Consider the following 15,840-nt stretch of genomic DNA (forward strand, 5'->3'; position numbering starts at 1 on the left):
GAATAGTTTTATTGCCTCATCATACAAAGACTCTTCCATAAGCCCATTATCGATATAAACCTTGTATTCCGTTCTTACATCAATGCAATAATTTCCTTATTATCAGAGACATAATAATGAACACCGCGATTGATTTTCCACCATTGAAAAGATCCCTTAACAAAAGCTAGCAATCATTTTCCAAATTCATTGATGAACTCCTCTTTAGTTAACACACGGGCTTTTGATGAGTTTTGCTCTATGAGTCTGTCCCATACCTTAGGTAACTCCAGCGATATACTAGGCTTACCTTGATTTGGATCTACTATTTTAGGTGCATTAGGGTCTCTAGGGACACCCGGCATAAGTCTTTGTTGAACTGCAGCATCCATTATTTGTTTGTGTAGCGCAGCATCGACCTCAAAAACGACTACTGATCCATCGGATCTTTTGTTAGTCAGATAGTATGATGCATGATTAGGACCATTTGTACTAACACATAATTGCCAACTGCATCCTGAGTTGATAGTTACACTTCCATAAGCATTAACACTAATTCTATTCTGACTGGTTCTTATAACATTACCTTCAACACAAAAGTAAGTTTCTGATGTATCCACCTTAGCGACAGAATCAACTGTTAAGCCATCCGATGTTGATGCACCTTTATTCGTAGCAGCGCTGTATTTTGCTGCCAAACTTTCCAATTGTAAAATACAAGTAAGCGACGGGTCGGATTTTACTCCACTGGCCTCACAATCTTTGGCTTTTCCGTAAACTTTCTATTCGCGGAACACTCAGCATATTATTCTCAACAACAATGCTCAATATATTACATTTTCAAATCAGTAAGGAAAATCATTTCCTTTCTTTTGATAAACTCCAGGTCCTTAGAATCAGGTAAACTATCAATCAATTTCTTAACCGTTCCTCGTGCATATCGAGCTTCTTGATAGCTTTTACCTGCATCCGTAGTGAAAATGAGCCGTTCCTCATCTTGATCGAATCCTAAATAAAACCAATAACCTCGACCACTTATTTCTGCAACTCCTGTGTCGAGCCAGATTATACCTTCTGGCGCACCTTCTGAAAAATCCAATTCATCTAGAATAATGTTACCAATATCCGGTGCATTTTCAATTACCTCACTATTTACGCTGTCCTTTAAAAAAGATATTGCCACATAAAGATCGACAGCGACACTTTCACCTGGGATCATTTTTCCGTTGATCACAAAATTAAACATTCCGCTTGGAGATGAATAACCAGAAGCCATAAACTCCAATTGAAATGCGATTTCAAAAAAATCATCACCAATAATCATTTGATTTTCCAACCTTGTTGTTTCTTCAATGCCGATTTTACATCATTTGGCAAAATTAATGGGTTTCTTTCATCTGCTGTACTACCTGCCCAATGCCAGTTCCCAGTATTGTATGGCATGAATTGGTGTATATTCCCGCTATCATCCATGGTGTAGCGCGCTTTTTGGTTTTTGGCGTTAACTGAAACTGAGTTTTCAAAAAGACTTAAAGAGTTTCTCGGCTCAATACCTGCGTTTCGTGGTGGATTAATTGTATGCTTAGGATTTGACTGATAATTTAGACCATTACTAGCAGTTACAGGATCTTTAACTGGTATTGGGTTTCCTTTGCCACCTCTGGTTCCCGTGGACAGATTTACGTTCGGCCCCAGTTCTTCACCCGATGTGGAGACGTTAACATTCCCCGCACCCGCCATTGCCAGCGCATCATTATTACCTTTCGTACTGCTGGCAATATTCTGCTTGAAGTCATCATACTTCGATAGCACCTGCTTCATGATTGAAGCCGCCGCACTGCTTATTCCTGTTTTTTCACTCTCGCTTCCTTTCAGGCCATACAATCCCGGCAATGTCTGCCGCTTGGTTGATATTGATGGCGAGCGCGAACTTGTCTTTTGCTTCCTGATAGCTGATATTCTGTGATTTCGCGTAGCCTTCTATTGCGTAATCCCATTTATCAGCTGAGGTATTCGCCACTATTTGGCTAACCCGGGCATGATTCAGCTCTTTCTACGTTAGGCCGCCCAGATAACCGCTGTAGCTATCCTGCAGACCCTGAGCTAAAGCATTCGCATCCTGAGAAGCGGGCGATACCCGTCCCTGAGAACAGGCATCCTGAACATACTTATCAACTTCGGCATCGAGTTTAGTTAGCTGGTCGTGTCGATTTTCCAGCGCAGCCACTTCTTCAGCCGTTCTTGGGTGCAGGGCCAGTCCTGTTTCTGACAGTGCAAGTTCAATGCTGTTTTTCTCCTGGGCATCTTTGCCGCTCAGCGCATTATTCTCTAACGCATTTTTCCCCGCCTGAGCGCCCGCTATCGCCCCTGACGCACTGCCACCTGCCAAACCACCTGCAAGCCCCGCTGCCAGCGTTCCGAGTGCGCTGATGGTTTGCTTCTGCTCTTCACTCAAATCCGTCCGCGCGATACCCGGGTACATCTCCTGAGCGATAAATTCGCCCAGCGCTGCACCACTGGCACCTGATAACGCACTGTTGCCCTGCGCCTGTGCGATTACTGCCCCCGCAACCGCATGCGCCATCAGATTTGCTGCAGTATTCACCACCTGCTTGCCGTCAGGGCCTGTTGTGGTGGTATTTTTGTGGATCAGTTCGGCGAAGTAAGGGGCGGATGCGCCAGCCAGTGCCGCTTTAAAATCCCCGCCTGCCAGTCCCTGAACAGCCGCAGTTGCCGCCTGGATTCCCTGCTGTAATGAACTTCCTGTGCCGGAGTCAGCGATTGCTTTTTTATACTCAGGGGTCGCTTTAAGGCTCTCTATATAGGCATTGCGTGCTTTTTCAGATGCGCCTTCGGGTACGGGGCCCTTTACCTCCTGGGCTTTCTTCAGCGCATCAATCTCGCCCTGCGTACGAGCGATATCCGCCGCCTGGCCAGTCTCGCCAATCATCTGCGCGGTCTGCAGTCGCTGCTGTTCTTTCTCTTTTTTAGAGATCGGGCTGATGCTGTCGCTGGCATGTGCCGTGTCGCGACCCAGCGTGGCGGTATCCTGCTTCTGGTCAGCCTGATTACGCACCACTGTCGTCCCGTCAGCCACCGCTGACCGGGTAGTTCCTTCAGCATGCCCTTTTCCGTCAGCGCCTGCCAGCATGGTGTTAGCCATATTCCCGGCGAACTGGCCCGCCATGCTGGCACCCGAGCTCATGCCGATGCCCTGATGTTCCGTTTTGTAGTCGGCCGCGTTATGCAGATCGGTAAAACCCAGCGTTCCCGTATCCAGACGGTTTTTATCCGCCCCGGCCTGAGATTTAACCGGACCTTGTTATAGAGACAAAAGTGAAGCTGCCGCATGAGCCATAACTGGACTCTTTCATGTCGCGCCTGACAGAGCGATTTTATTTACCGTAGGTAATGCTAAATCGCCACGCCCTGTCAGCTGACTGCCGTAATTAACTAAGTCTCCGTTGGCAGGGCCCATGACTTTTTCAGGTGGCGTTGATAATCCGATTCCGGCCTCAGTTATTAATTGAGCCGCTGACTAAATGAGATTGCAAAGTTGGTTCTGAGTTGTGTTGCTGTATTGAGAATGAAATGCTGATGCCAACGACGTTGGCTGGATCATCCTGTCCCTCACTGGCTGACAGATCTGTACACCAGTTAAAACGGCGTTCATCACCTGATTGGCAGCCAAACTCCTATTGCCCCTTTGACTGACCTACTGAGCCGCAACCACCGCCCTGTTAATAAGAAATTGATATTAAAATCAACGTACAATTGCGGTCTTTTAAGGGAAATTAAGCCCCCGAAGACCTCATCAGGGGCGAATGAAAAGCGCTAAAGACTTCTGATCTGTTGCCCGGCGACATCTATCATCAGCCTGTCCTCTGGCTGAATAATATCCAGCATATCACCCTGCTGACAGAGAAAGGCAACACCGGCTTCGCGGGCAATAATGGCAGCGTGAGAGAGCGCACTGCCCTCCCGCAGGCAAATGCCTTTTATCTGCTTCACATCCAGACTGGCGACCGCAGAGGGAAAGATGTCATCGGCAATCAGAATCGCGGGGAAATCCGGTGTTGGAAGCGTAATCTCACGACCGCTAAGGTGACACAGGGTGCGGTGCAGGATGTCTTGAATATCGATAAATCTCGCCTGCAGGTAAGCATCATCCAGTTGCCGGTATTGCTGACTTAGCGCCATGAGCACCTCATACCAGGCGGATTCGGCACAGCACCGCGCCGCACGAATCTTCTCGCAGGCTTCATCAAACATATCGGCATCATCCAGCAACGTGTGATGCCCGGCGAAAATAGCGGCTACCGCCTCGCCATAATTCGCTTCTGCCCGTTTATGCAGCGCATCCAGATCACAGAGAGTGTCAGCGATTGCCTGCTTCAGCCGTCGGCATTCCTGCTGCTCATCGGCACATGGACGCCGGTCAGGCTGCGCCAGCGGCAAGGGATAAAACACCGCTTTACCCTGCACCTGTCCCGTGTCCGGTACCGTTGTCCTGAGCGACATCGTTTCAGGTTGCTCGCCAAAATTTTCCGCCGCCAGAGAGGTGAACGCTGCCAGCGCAGCGCCCGCTTCGGGGCCACGTGCCGACAAGGTAATCTGATCGTTACAGCGCACCTGCAGCAGAGCAATCTGGTTGAGACTGTCTGGCGTGACACACTGGTTATCTTTTTTCAGTACCAACTCCGCATCAAAGCCAGCCAGCGTGGTCACAAGCCGTGAAGCAGGACGGACGTGCAGGCCATGGTGATTTTTTACGGTCACCGTGACCGATTGTGCGTCCTCGTGTGGGTTAACGGTGGCGACGCTGGCAATGGCACTATCAGGTGCAATACCCAGTTGTGCCTGCTTCGCCTCCAGCGCCTTCATGGCCACCGTCATCACCTTTTCGATATCGGCACCCGCCGCCGCACTGACGGTTGCCGCCAGCGTACCTTCCACCAGCGGTGCGGCACACAAACGCACTTTGGCCGCAATGGCAGGATCAAGCAGCTCAAGCGCCGTTTCTGCACTTAACAGCGCACTTCCCATGTCCATCATGACCAGAACATGATCCGCATCTGCCACCGATTCGATCGCCGCCATCACTTTCACGGGATCCGTGCCAATGGGATGATCAGGATCGTCAATGCCGGCAGCGACCGCCAGCTTGCAGCGATCGCCGGTTAACATTTGTCGCGCCAGCATCTCCACGCCGTTACCCAGCAACGCACTGTGTGACACGATCACCAGATTTACCATGTGCTTCTCCTTAAGCTTTGGCGGCGGCAGCCAGCATCTGCATCATAAACATCACCGATGTTGCCCCCGGATCCTGATGACCAATACTGCGCTCTCCCAGGTAACTGGCGCGGCCTTTGCGGGCCTGCATTGTAATGGTGGCGTGAGCGGCCGTTTCTGCCTGCTCGCAGGCGGCATCCAGCGCGGCGATGACCGACATATTTTGCTCACTGGCGTGCCGCAGTGACGCCACCACCGCAAGCCAGACATCACACATCGTTTTATCGCCGGGTTCCGCTTTTCCTCGATTCACCACGCCTTCGGCCCCTTCGCGTATCATTTGATACAGCTCTTCCAGCGTCAGGCTCTGATGTGCCTGTGTGACCTGCGCCGCCCGGATAAAGAAAGTGCCAAACAACGGCCCGCTGGCACCGCCCACATTGGAAAGCAGCGTCATGCCGGTATTTTTGAGGATAAAGCCAATATCCTTATCGGCAATCGCGGGCAGCTTCTCGACCACCTTACTGAAACCCCGGTGCATATTTAAGCCGTGATCGGCGTCGCCAATTTCGCGATCCAGGCCGGTGAGAAAATCACTTTCACGGGTAAAAACTTCACCACAGCGGTAAAGCCAGTTCACAATTTGGGCGCGGGTAAGTGACATGTCGAACTCCTTAACAGCCCCAGTTCAGGGCAGGTGTGTGTACCGGGGCATCCCACAGTGACAGGGCCTCATCATCCACGCTTAACAGCGTGATGGAAAAGCCCACCATATCCAGCGATGTGCAGTAACTGCCCACCAGATTTCGCGCGATAGTGATGCCGCTTTCGTCGCAACGCTGAGCCAGGCGGTTATAAACACCATACAGTTCTGACAGTGGCGTAGCGCCCAGATTATTAACCAGCGCAATCACACGATCGCCGCGGGTTAATGCCTGCTTACTGTGTTTAACCTCTTGCCAGCTTCCGCTGTTTTGATCCCAGTGACGTAGGGTACGGCTGTAGTTGCCATTCTCCAGCAGCGTGTCGAACATCTCATCGACCGTCTTGTCCAGCGAGGTAAAAGTACGGCGGTCGATGCCGGGTTCGCCATGAATCCCTACACCGAACTCCATTTCGTTGTCCTGAAGTTCGAACGAGCGTTTGCCGGCGGCGGGCACGGTACAGGCGCCTAACGCAATACCGATCGAGTGGCCCAGGTTATTGAGTTTACGTCCCAGCGCCGCACAGGCTTCCAGTGAATCGCCCCGCTCCGCTGCGGCGCCAAGCAGTTTTTCAATCAGTACCGTATTCGCCACACCACGTCGTCCTGTCGTGTAGAGACTGTCTTTTACGGCCACGTCATCGTCAACCACCACTGTGGTGACTTTTACACCGCTTTCGTGCAGCAGCTCGGTGGCGGTTTCGAAGTTGAGAATATCACCGGTGTAATTTTTGATTATCATCAGTACGCCTTCACCACCGTCAATTTTCATGGCGCATTCATACATTTTATCCGGCGTTGGCGAGGTGAAAATCTCACCCGGGCAGGCACCCGAAAGCATGCCCGGACCAATAAATCCGCAGTGCATCGGTTCATGGCCGCTTCCGCCGCCCGACAGTAAGGCAACCTTTCCGGCGACAGGCGCATCGGCGCGCGTCATACAAACTGGATCCTGATGCAGCGTCAGTTCAGGATGGGCACGAGCGAAGCCTGCAAGTTGTTCACTCAATACATCTTCCACACGATTAATCAGCTTTTTCATGGGTATGCTCCGTTAGCATCGGTTTGCCGCCGCTCTTGCCTTAGCAAAAGGGACAGCATTATCAGGAGAGCGAGACGGCGAAAAGCAGCGCGTCGGTGGAGTGATTCTTACGGAGTCGACAGGAAAAAAAATGCCCCTCTTCAGCGTTCCATAAGGGAACGTTTTGCTGCGTTATTATGTTTCGTTATGAAACGTTTTATCGCACTTACGGCGAAAAATGAGAGGCAAAGCAAGAAATCGGGATCGTTGCACGTGATCAATCTGTCTGAGCGATAAGCGTTTTATCCCCTCAGGCTGGCGCGCAGTCGCGTCCTTCCTCTCACATGGGTTCCGGGTAGTCTCTTAACCGCTAAGAGGCGATCGCGATCGCAACATGGCTTTTCGAGCGCGTTTATTGTTTCAGGATGGAACATAACTGGCCGTATGGCGTTCCATATAAGAACGTTGGCGTCAAAAATATTTCCCCTCACCGTTGATCGTAAAGTGAGTCGCGTACGCCGGTCATCATCCGGCTCACATCGCCAACTGAGCCAGAAAGATGCGCGCGTTCATCTTGCGAACATGTTCTTACTTGAGGGTGAAAGGAATGCCAAAAATTATTCAGTCTCCAGCGAAATATATTCAGGGCCCCGATGCCTTGTTGTCCTTTGGGGAATATGCCAAAAACCTGGCAAATCATTTTTTTGTGATTGCCGATGACGTTGTGATGAAACTGGCGGGCGATCAGGTCCTGTCCGGCCTTGCCAGCCACAGTGTGACCTGCCATGCCGAACGCTTTAACGGGGAGTGTTGCCGGACGGAAATAGAACGCCTGATGGCCCTTGTCGAACAGCATGGCTGCCGGGGCGTGATCGGACTGGGTGGGGGGAAAACGCTGGACACCGCTAAAGCCGTCGCCTGGTATCTGAAACTGCCGGTGGTGGTGATCCCGACCATCGCGTCGACGGATGCGCCCACCAGCGCGCTGTCGGTCATTTATACCGAATCCGGTGAGTTTGCTGAGTACCTGATCTATCCCAAAAACCCTGACATGGTGGTCATGGATACTACAATCATTGCCAAAGCCCCGGTTCGCTTACTGGTCGCCGGTATGGGTGATGCCCTGTCGACCTGGTTTGAAGCAAAAGCCTGTTATGACTCGGGCGCAACCAGTATGGCGGGAGGGAAATCGACCGCGGCCGCGTTAAGCCTGGCGCGTCTGTGCTACGAGACGCTTCTGGCTGAGGGCGAAAAAGCGCGCTGTGCCGCCCAGGCGGGCGTCGTCACGGAAGCCCTGGAACGTATTGTGGAAGCCAACACCTATCTGAGTGGTATTGGTTTTGAGAGCAGCGGTCTGGCTGCCGCTCATGCGATTCACAACGCATTTACCGTGCTGGAAGAGTGCCATCATCTTTATCATGGCGAAAAAGTGGCGTTTGGTACGCTCGCGCAGTTGGTACTGCAAAACAGCCCGACAGATGAGATCGAAACCGTGCTGAACTTCTGCCAGAAAGTGGGCCTGCCTGTCACGCTGGCACAGATGGGAGTGAAACACGGCATTGAAGAGAAAATAAGCGCGGTTGCCCATGCGGCCTGCGTGGAAGGCGAAACCATCCACAATATGCCGTTCCCGGTTACACCGGACAGCGTGTACGCAGCCATTGTGACTGCGGATCTGCTGGGGCAGCAGTGGCTGTCACGTTAGCCGACTGCCGGTAACCGCTGGCCCGGGTATCACGGGCACCAGGCGTCCCTCTGACCGGATCTGTCAGAGGGATTTTCTATGGTTTTCTGGCGGAAAACGTGATGACGGGTTTACCTCCCCATAGCAATAATGACGGTTCAGTGGTGATTACGCAGTCATGGCAGCGCTGCAGTAAATATATGCAACGCGATAACTGGCAGACGCCACACCAGGCGCAGGGCCTGACCTATGAATCCATATGTCGACGTAAAGCCGCGTTGATAACCCTCGGTCAGGCGACGCTGGAGGATGCATGGGAATACATGGAAAACCGTGCCTGTGCGCTGCTCATTCTGGACGAATCAGCCTGTATTCTGACCCGCTGCGGCGCGCCTGAAACGCTGATGCAGCTTGACGCATTAGGCATGCGGGATGGCAGCTATTGTGCGGAAAGCATTATCGGTACCTGTGCCTTATCGCTGGCGGCGCTTGAAGGTCAGCCTATTAAGACCCACGGCGAACAGCACTTCAAACGGGCCCTTCATCCCTGGTTTTTCTGCTCAACCCCAATATTTGATAATCATGGTCGCTTATTTGGCTCCATTTCTCTGGCCTGCCAGGACAAGACGCAGGCATCGTCAGATCTTTCTCTGACGTTAGCCATTGCCCGTGAAGTGGGCAACTCGTTACTGACGGACACTTTGCTTACCGAGTCCAACCGCCATCTGAATCAACTCAATGGCCTGCTGGAAAGCATGGATGACGGCGTGATGGCCTGGAACGAGCAAGGCGTGTTGCAGTTTCTCAACGCCCGGGCCGCACGGATGTTGCATCTGAATGCGTTGACCAGTCAGGGAAAAATGCTGGCGGATTTGGTGACCCTGCCTGCCCTGTTGCGTCGGGCCATCCCCCAGGTTCAGGCGCTGAAGCATGTAGAGGTCACGTTTGAAAGCCAGCACCAGTTTGTGGATGCCGTCATTACGTTGAAACCGATTGTTGAACCCCAGGGCAACAGTTTTATTTTGCTGCTTCATCCGGTTGAGCAGATGCGCCAGCTGATGACCAGTCAGTTAGGCAAAGTCAGCCATACGTTTGAACAAATGCCTGAAGAAGATGCGGAAACACGACGTTTGGTTTGTTTCGGCCGTCAGGCCGCAAAAGGCCGCTTTCCGGTCTTACTGTGTGGGGAAGAAGGCGTGGGGAAAGAGCTACTCAGCCAGGCGATTCATAATGAAAGCGATCGGGCGAGTGGTCCCTACATTGCGGTTAACTGTCAACTTTATGCCGACAATTCTCTGGGAGAGGATTTTACAGGCAGTGCGCCCGGCGAGGATGAAGATGGCCGGTTAAGCCGACTGGCGCTGGCCAGCGGCGGCACGTTGTTTTTGGAAAAGATTGAATATCTGACTCCGGCTCAGCAGTCTGTGCTGCTTCAGGTCATCAAACAGGGCGTACTGACCCGGCTGGATGCCCGGCGGCTTATTCCTGTTGATATCAAAGTGATTGCCACGACGACCACTAATCTGGCCCATCTTGTGGAACAGAATCGTTTTAGCCGTCAGCTTTATTACGCCTTACATTCCTTTGAAATTGCCATACCGCCTCTGCGGGCGCGCCGTCACAGCATTCCCTGTCTCATTAACAACCGGTTGCGCAGGCTGGAAAAGCGGTTTTCATCACGTTTTAAAGTGGATGACGAGGTTATCACGCAGTTAATGCAGTATGGATGGCCAGGCAATGACTTTGAGCTCAACAGCGTAATCGAGAATATTGCGATCCGCAGTGAAAATGGCCATATCCGGCTAAGCAACCTGCCTGAATCACTGTTTTCTGAACAGGCTGATAATACTGCCGGCACGGCGTTGTTGCCGGATGATTTGTCTTTTCGCGCCATTGAAAAAGAAGCGATTCTTCAGGCAGCCCGAATGACGCACGGCAAGGTACAGGCTATGTCGGCGATGCTGAATATTGGACGCACCACCTTATGGCGAAAAATGAAACACTATGCGATTGATGCCAGTGAGTTCAAACTAAAGTAAGGGCTGTCGGTTATATTCGCCAGCCAATGAGGCGGTCAGTCTGCGCCTGACCGCCTTGTTATTTTGCTACATCATACCCGGGACAATGATCGCCAAAAAGATCAGGGCAATTAAGCTATGTTTTACCCAGTAATAAAGGGTCCGGTTACGCTTTTTCAGCTTCTGTCCGGCATCGCGAACAGCATTAACGTATTTAAAAATCCGGTTAATGAATCCCGTTTTGTCATTCTCATCATTGGGCGAGGCGGCTGCCGACATTAATGTATTGCCAACCCAGTGATTAACCGCCTGTGCCCAGCGCCATTTCATCGGCCGCTCAATATCGCAGAACAGAATAATGCGCGTTTGCTCGCTTTCATTCTGCGCCCAGTGCACATACGTTTCGTCAAAAATCACCGCCTGACCATCGCGCCAGCTATGGCGCTGGCGATCCACTTCGATGAAACAACGGTCGTCATTGGGCGTCACCAGGCCAAGGTGATAACGCACCGATCCCGCGTAGGGATCGCGGTGTTTACCTAAATGACTGCCTGCAGGCAGTTCTGCAAACATGGCTGCTTTGATGGACGGGATCTGACTCACCAGTGCCGTGGTCACAGGACACAGCTGCTGTGCTGAAGGGTGCACATCGCTATACCACTTAAGGTAAAAACGTTTCCAGCCACGTTTAAAGAAGGTGTTAAAACCTGCATCATTATGGCTTTGTGCCGCTTTGATGTGATCCTGAAGCCGTATCGCCTCCTCACGGATAACCTCCCAGTTATCGGTAAGCTGACGAAGTTCAGGAAAATCATCCGTCGGGAAATAAGGCTGTTTTGCCGGCAACCTGGAGAAGCCCGTCATAAACATATTGATGGGCGCCATAAAGGTCGAGTGATCAAATAACTGACGTGAAAACTTTTGCTTTTCTACACCGCGTGAGTGCGCATAGATAACGCTAATAATAAAAATACCAATGATAATGGCAGCCACCATACAACGTGTTCCTTGTGTTGCAAGAATGGAGTGTTTCTTGCGAAGAGTTATTGGGACTTTAATTTTTAGTATTGAAACGTAAAAATTTTTGTCATGCAGTGCGCTTTGCGTTATCACTCATGGCGAATAACGGCAGGTTGTTTAGTAAAGGTTTATAAAACGGAAGCGATCTGTCCGCACAGCGCGTCAGATCATCGCAATAACACTTCAACATCTGCCAGCATGTAAATAAACGTCGCGAGGCCGAAGCCTCGCGAATGTGTATGCATGCTAATCGTAATACGCCACCTTCCGATCGACGCCGTTTATATTCATCAGCACAAATCCGGTCGGCGTTGTTTTATTTGTCGGCGAGCCTTCTGCGGTCGCCAGGGTTACCACCCCTTTTTCATTGGCGCCCAGCCCCGCTACACCATTGTGAAGACCAAAGCGCGCAGCGGGTTTTAGCGTCCCGACTTTTGTGACGTCATCAACCTGAGACATATCACTCTGGAAAAGTGAGCAGGATCCGGTGTCAAAGCGCGTCGGCCCGGTCGTTTTCAGGTTAAACATGGTCTCACCGCTGTTAGCGCGCAGCTTGACCCACACGCCAGCATAGGTGGTGCCCACCCGGTTGTAGCGAATATCCATAACAGCAGGTTGACCCATGTGGCAGGCATCCGCCCAGACGGTATCCAGCCGTTGTAGGTTGATCCACGTTTTCCCTGTACCCGGCATGTTAACGGGTGACGTAGCAGTTCCCGAAGGCGTGGTGTTATCCGCTTTGCCAATCAACTCAATAACCCATTGCTGATTGGGTGAAGGGAAAAACACCTGGCCCAGGCGATACCAGTTATCCGTCGCAGTATTATTCACGACTTTATAGCCACTGAAGTACCCTGCCCGTAGCGATCCACTCATAAACGTGCCGTAGTTCTCGTCGCGGCGATAGCCATACTCGAAAGTAGAAAGCCATTTGCCCGTGACCAGATCCTGACTGAGCTTTGCGCCCGCCTGCAGGTTAATATGGCGCATTACCACGCGCGCATTATTGAGGATTAAAGGTGCACTACAGTCTTCGACGTTGAGCGTATCAATTGTCCAGCCGCCATCAGACAGATCGCCGGGATTACGCGTATGTTCAATCCACACGTTGCGCATAATCGCCTGTGTCATGCGTGGCATGTAAAGCGTGGCATCGCCATAGCCTGTCTGGAAATTCGCGTTGCACAATTCAACCGCCGTGGAGTGATCCCACACGCCATTGGGCGAATTTGACCAGCCAATATCAAACACCCGTGAGTAGGTGGTATTGGTGTAGATTTGCTCAAACTTACTGTCGAGCGTGTCCTGCAGTTTAAAAATCGTGCCGCCACTGCGCTGGCCGCGAAAACAGCTAATATTGACGATTTGCCCTTCCACACAAATATTTTCAAAGAAAGGCTGAGTGTTGCTGCACATCTCGGGGGTGATGGTGGCTTTATTGGCAACAATATCCGCGCTGGCTTGCCCATCCCAGGTGATACCACGGATCGTCGTCCTACGGGCTTTAACCTTAAACAGCGTATTGGCGCTTTTGTCGGAGATAAGGGTTGTGCCAGGCAGAGAACCCAGCGCCAGGTCATCGCCGGCCAGACCAAAGAACGGCATTTCTGTATCACTCAGGTCCATTGGCATGATCAGGAAACGTCCGCCGGGAAAACGGACCGGTAAACCTTTCATATTTTGGCTGTAAGTTTGTGACCAGCCAAGAATACGTTTAAACGCATCGGTGTCATCGGTTACGCCATCGCCTTTCGCGCCAAAATGCAGGATGTTAACTTCACGTGGATCGTTAATCGAACGCTTCCAGTAAAAGTTATTGCCAACGGCGACTGTACCGCCATCGTCTTTTAACGTGGTGGTGCCGGTGAATCCCACAAAATCACCGCCGCCCCGGAAACTGGAGTCTTTGTCGTAGTAGCGTTTTAACATGGCAATTTCACCTGCTTTTGACGGCACGGTAGTACGCAGCTCAGCAAATGAGTTGACTTCAATCATGATATCCTCCTCAGGATAAGGTTTTATAAATCATTTAGTTAACTATTTTGACGATGAGGGATGTCCACAGAGGGCATCCCAGAGATCGTTATGGGCATTGATGGCGCGCACAGTGCGAATGTCTGCCTTCTGCGCGTCATCGCCATGGGTGTAAATAGGGGAAAAGAGAATGCAGGCTGAATCGTTAGAGATGATGGGTTCAGGGCTGGTTATATTTGGACTGCTGCAACTTGTCGCGAGCAGCAGCATCATCAAGATTGAGGTTATCAGTCGCCACACGCTTCGCCTCCTCACTATTGTGTTGCTGTTGATGAGTAATCTTCGTCAGGCGGTCTGCCTCTTGCCTGGCCCCCTCGGCTTCTGACTGCGCCTGCTGTTGCACCTTGCCAATTTTTTTGCCACCGAAGTAACTGGCTCCCAAAGCCGCCATCAGCGCACCCAGCGCAGCCAACCAGTGCCAGCCGCCGTTGGTTAACAGAGAAAAAAACGTCATGACTCCATCTCCTTACTTTGCCGTTTTTCATTGAGCAGGGTTTTCTGGCGAACAAACTGCGCAATCACGCCCATCGCCACCATGAAGGCACCGATAAGACCCAGATAGTTGTGGGGAAGAATGCTTTTTACGTCCTCCGGCAGCGTTTGCCAGGCATTGAGCGCAGAAGACGGAAACGACTGAACCCAGGCACTGAGCATCGATCCCAGCGAGGCAAGCCATACAGACCAGGTTTTAAACAACAATTTGGCGTGAGAAACAAACTGAAGCGTGGTGAAGCGCTGCATTAACAGCAAAATGATAATGACGCTTAACACCGCGATAATGAAAAGTAACCATCTCATAGTAACCCCCGGTAGACGTCATAGTTTCCGCTGCGCATCACTTCGGCATGACGCCGGACACGGCCCGGTGTCTGCCGCGCCCACAGGCTGTTGAGCATGGCCTCACCGGCCTCAACAAAGTTTTCCTGGGCAATCGCGTTGAGCATGTTTTTAAACTGCAAAATGCCATCTACGCCAAGCTGATAGGCCATACTCATCAGAACATCGGTACGCGCCTCATTACATTTCTCCAGCGCCAGCTTAATGGGCGCACGGCTTTGCATATCTGTGATCTTGTTTTCCAGAATGCATTGCTTCCAGACATCCCCGACCCGCCGGGGAACCCGCATGATATAGTTACTTAGCGATGCGCCTTTTGGGCCAATACGGATGCCGCCTGCAACGGTAGGAAACCCCAGCGTATCGAGATACGGCATTTCGGCGTAACCCTCTTCAAAATTCAGAATTGCAATAATCTGGCTCATAAAAACCCCTCATAGACGATGCAGACATAACCGACCGGACTGACAAAACATAAAACAAACTGATTAGTGCAGGGATAAACGCAGCGGCGATGTCGGGTGAACATGCAGCAGCATTGAAGCATTTACAAAAGGTCAGAAAGGATGGAGATGCCTGCGACAGGCGTAAAATCAGTGACGAAAAATTCGTTCAACGGACCGCATAGAGATGAACATGTGGCAGGCAGCAATTATCAAATCCCGATATCTCCTGGCTTCTCAGGCGCGGTGCGGTAATCGCGCGATCAACAGCCGATATCACTTGCCGCTGACAGATTTGCTCTGCGCGGCGAAGCGTGCGGGTTTCGGGTGGACAGTTAAGTGCTTCGTCAATACTGTGTTTGAGACGGTTAAGAGGTTGACGCCGCTGATGACGGCGAGTTCGTGCATTGCCTGTAAAAACGCTTTTGCCATACTGGATTATCGCCATAACTCCTCCTGTGAATGAGTCTTTGGCGATAGGGTGGCAGGCAAGCATTTTCGCTCCGTTGAACACGCCTGAACGTCGCGGAATGCTGTTCACAGGCACTCCTCCCGGCTGAATAATCAGTCAGGTGGAAGGGTAAGCAAAGGGTTCGGGCGGCATCTGATGACACTGCACGGTACGCATCCACCCCATCCCAAAGCTCATTAGCGTTGGGGGGTTGATTCGCGCTTGTGCAGCGCCTCAATTGTTTAAGAGCGTTTCATCCTGGAGGTAACAACTTTTTTCGTCCCTGCTCAAATTATTAACAGGTTCTTATGCTTTATCAAACACCACTGGTTAATTTATTTTTTACCATAAGTTAACTTTTTGAATTTAGACCGATTATTTTTTTCACTTAAGGATCATCAGTCTGACTGAATTG

The 15,840-nt window shown here is 51.2% G+C and carries 16 protein-coding genes; 3 read left to right on the forward strand and 13 right to left on the reverse strand.

What is annotated here, in order from left to right; translation table 11 throughout:
- Window positions 1–173: 173 nt before the first annotated feature.
- The 3 genes from RAC65_RS08730 to RAC65_RS08740 all read right to left on the reverse strand — a co-directional run bounded on the left by RAC65_RS08730 (window position 174) and on the right by RAC65_RS08740 (window position 1,800).
- Window positions 174–677 (reverse strand): hypothetical protein, encoded by a 504-nt coding sequence (locus RAC65_RS08730; protein ID WP_375096589.1) that lies wholly within the window; start codon window positions 675–677, stop codon window positions 174–176.
- Window positions 678–811: 134 nt separating this feature from the next.
- Window positions 812–1,303, reverse strand: a complete 492-nt coding sequence (locus RAC65_RS08735) for an Imm42 family immunity protein (RefSeq protein ID WP_054634431.1) — start codon at window positions 1,301–1,303, stop codon at window positions 812–814.
- Complete coding sequence (locus tag RAC65_RS08740; RefSeq protein ID WP_375096590.1) at window positions 1,300–1,800, reverse strand: hypothetical protein; 501 nt, start codon at window positions 1,798–1,800, stop codon at window positions 1,300–1,302. Before RAC65_RS08740 ends, RAC65_RS08735 begins: the two co-directional genes overlap by 4 nt.
- Here RAC65_RS08740 and RAC65_RS08745 point away from each other — a divergent pair.
- Window positions 1,799–1,945 carry a hypothetical protein gene (locus RAC65_RS08745; RefSeq protein ID WP_375096591.1) on the forward strand — a complete coding sequence of 49 codons (147 nt, stop codon included), beginning with the start codon at window positions 1,799–1,801 and terminating at the stop codon, window positions 1,943–1,945. The two genes, RAC65_RS08740 and RAC65_RS08745, sit on opposite strands and share 2 nt — an antisense overlap.
- Window positions 1,946–2,032: 87 nt before the next feature.
- On the opposite strand, the gene RAC65_RS08750 is transcribed toward RAC65_RS08745, so the two are convergent.
- From RAC65_RS08750 to dhaK, 4 genes are all read right to left on the reverse strand, one after another.
- The gene (locus RAC65_RS08750) at window positions 2,033–3,184 is read right to left on the reverse strand and encodes a VENN motif pre-toxin domain-containing protein (RefSeq protein ID WP_375096592.1); all 1,152 of its coding nucleotides are present in this window, start codon (window positions 3,182–3,184) and stop codon (window positions 2,033–2,035) included.
- Between the two features lie 629 nt (window positions 3,185–3,813).
- A complete protein-coding gene (dhaM, locus tag RAC65_RS08755; protein WP_375096593.1) occupies window positions 3,814–5,235 on the reverse strand; it encodes a dihydroxyacetone kinase phosphoryl donor subunit DhaM in 1,422 nt (473 codons plus the stop codon).
- A gap of 10 nt (window positions 5,236–5,245) precedes the next feature.
- Entirely contained in the window at window positions 5,246–5,878 is a 633-nt protein-coding gene (gene dhaL, locus RAC65_RS08760) for a dihydroxyacetone kinase subunit DhaL (protein ID WP_006118067.1), read from the reverse strand.
- 10 nt (window positions 5,879–5,888) lie between these two features.
- Window positions 5,889–6,959 (reverse strand): dihydroxyacetone kinase subunit DhaK, encoded by a 1,071-nt coding sequence (dhaK, locus tag RAC65_RS08765; protein ID WP_033738582.1) that lies wholly within the window; start codon window positions 6,957–6,959, stop codon window positions 5,889–5,891.
- Window positions 6,960–7,545: 586 nt separating this feature from the next.
- Here dhaK and RAC65_RS08770 point away from each other — a divergent pair.
- Window positions 7,546–8,643 carry a glycerol dehydrogenase gene (locus RAC65_RS08770; protein WP_033738579.1) on the forward strand — a complete coding sequence of 366 codons (1,098 nt, stop codon included), beginning with the start codon at window positions 7,546–7,548 and terminating at the stop codon, window positions 8,641–8,643.
- Between the two features lie 101 nt (window positions 8,644–8,744).
- Window positions 8,745–10,661 (forward strand): dihydroxyacetone kinase operon transcriptional regulator DhaR, encoded by a 1,917-nt coding sequence (gene dhaR, locus RAC65_RS08775; RefSeq protein ID WP_289367879.1) that lies wholly within the window; start codon window positions 8,745–8,747, stop codon window positions 10,659–10,661.
- Between the two features lie 66 nt (window positions 10,662–10,727).
- Here dhaR and lpxO read toward each other — a convergent pair whose 3' ends face one another.
- The 6 genes from lpxO to RAC65_RS08805 all read right to left on the reverse strand — a co-directional run bounded on the left by lpxO (window position 10,728) and on the right by RAC65_RS08805 (window position 15,422).
- Window positions 10,728–11,636 carry a lipid A hydroxylase LpxO gene (gene lpxO, locus RAC65_RS08780; RefSeq protein WP_033738574.1) on the reverse strand — a complete coding sequence of 303 codons (909 nt, stop codon included), beginning with the start codon at window positions 11,634–11,636 and terminating at the stop codon, window positions 10,728–10,730.
- A gap of 270 nt (window positions 11,637–11,906) precedes the next feature.
- Complete coding sequence (locus RAC65_RS08785; RefSeq protein ID WP_058708254.1) at window positions 11,907–13,655, reverse strand: glycosyl hydrolase family 28-related protein; 1,749 nt, start codon at window positions 13,653–13,655, stop codon at window positions 11,907–11,909.
- A 199-nt stretch (window positions 13,656–13,854) separates the two neighbouring features.
- The gene (locus tag RAC65_RS08790; protein WP_033738571.1) at window positions 13,855–14,148 is read right to left on the reverse strand and encodes a hypothetical protein; all 294 of its coding nucleotides are present in this window, start codon (window positions 14,146–14,148) and stop codon (window positions 13,855–13,857) included.
- Window positions 14,145–14,492, reverse strand: a complete 348-nt coding sequence (locus RAC65_RS08795; protein WP_006118062.1) for a hypothetical protein — start codon at window positions 14,490–14,492, stop codon at window positions 14,145–14,147. Before RAC65_RS08795 ends, RAC65_RS08790 begins: the two co-directional genes overlap by 4 nt.
- Window positions 14,489–14,956 (reverse strand): lysozyme, encoded by a 468-nt coding sequence (locus tag RAC65_RS08800; RefSeq protein WP_375096594.1) that lies wholly within the window; start codon window positions 14,954–14,956, stop codon window positions 14,489–14,491. Before RAC65_RS08800 ends, RAC65_RS08795 begins: the two co-directional genes overlap by 4 nt.
- 187 nt (window positions 14,957–15,143) lie before the next feature.
- Entirely contained in the window at window positions 15,144–15,422 is a 279-nt protein-coding gene (locus RAC65_RS08805; protein WP_006118060.1) for a hypothetical protein, read from the reverse strand.
- Between the last annotated feature and the right edge of the window lie 418 nt (window positions 15,423–15,840).

It is taken from the genome of Pantoea sp. BS_8, assembly GCF_041954965.1.
Classification (GTDB): domain Bacteria; phylum Pseudomonadota; class Gammaproteobacteria; order Enterobacterales; family Enterobacteriaceae; genus Pantoea; species Pantoea stewartii.

Coding starts and splice junctions, on each gene's coding strand:
- RAC65_RS08735 (WP_054634431.1), bottom strand. CDS start 1,303: ATGATTATTGGTGATGATTTTTTTGAAATCGCATTTCAATTGGAGTTT.
- RAC65_RS08745 (WP_375096591.1), top strand. CDS start 1,799: ATGATTGAAGCCGCCGCACTGCTTATTCCTGTTTTTTCACTCTCGCTT.
- RAC65_RS08740 (WP_375096590.1), bottom strand. CDS start 1,800: ATGAAGCAGGTGCTATCGAAGTATGATGACTTCAAGCAGAATATTGCC.
- RAC65_RS08750 (WP_375096592.1), bottom strand. CDS start 3,184: ATGAGCTCGGGTGCCAGCATGGCGGGCCAGTTCGCCGGGAATATGGCT.
- dhaM (WP_375096593.1), bottom strand. CDS start 5,235: ATGGTAAATCTGGTGATCGTGTCACACAGTGCGTTGCTGGGTAACGGC.
- dhaL (WP_006118067.1), bottom strand. CDS start 5,878: ATGTCACTTACCCGCGCCCAAATTGTGAACTGGCTTTACCGCTGTGGT.
- dhaK (WP_033738582.1), bottom strand. CDS start 6,959: ATGAAAAAGCTGATTAATCGTGTGGAAGATGTATTGAGTGAACAACTT.
- RAC65_RS08770 (WP_033738579.1), top strand. CDS start 7,546: ATGCCAAAAATTATTCAGTCTCCAGCGAAATATATTCAGGGCCCCGAT.
- dhaR (WP_289367879.1), top strand. CDS start 8,745: ATGACGGGTTTACCTCCCCATAGCAATAATGACGGTTCAGTGGTGATT.
- lpxO (WP_033738574.1), bottom strand. CDS start 11,636: ATGGTGGCTGCCATTATCATTGGTATTTTTATTATTAGCGTTATCTAT.
- RAC65_RS08785 (WP_058708254.1), bottom strand. CDS start 13,655: ATGATTGAAGTCAACTCATTTGCTGAGCTGCGTACTACCGTGCCGTCA.
- RAC65_RS08790 (WP_033738571.1), bottom strand. CDS start 14,148: ATGACGTTTTTTTCTCTGTTAACCAACGGCGGCTGGCACTGGTTGGCT.
- RAC65_RS08795 (WP_006118062.1), bottom strand. CDS start 14,492: ATGAGATGGTTACTTTTCATTATCGCGGTGTTAAGCGTCATTATCATT.
- RAC65_RS08800 (WP_375096594.1), bottom strand. CDS start 14,956: ATGAGCCAGATTATTGCAATTCTGAATTTTGAAGAGGGTTACGCCGAA.
- RAC65_RS08805 (WP_006118060.1), bottom strand. CDS start 15,422: ATGGCGATAATCCAGTATGGCAAAAGCGTTTTTACAGGCAATGCACGA.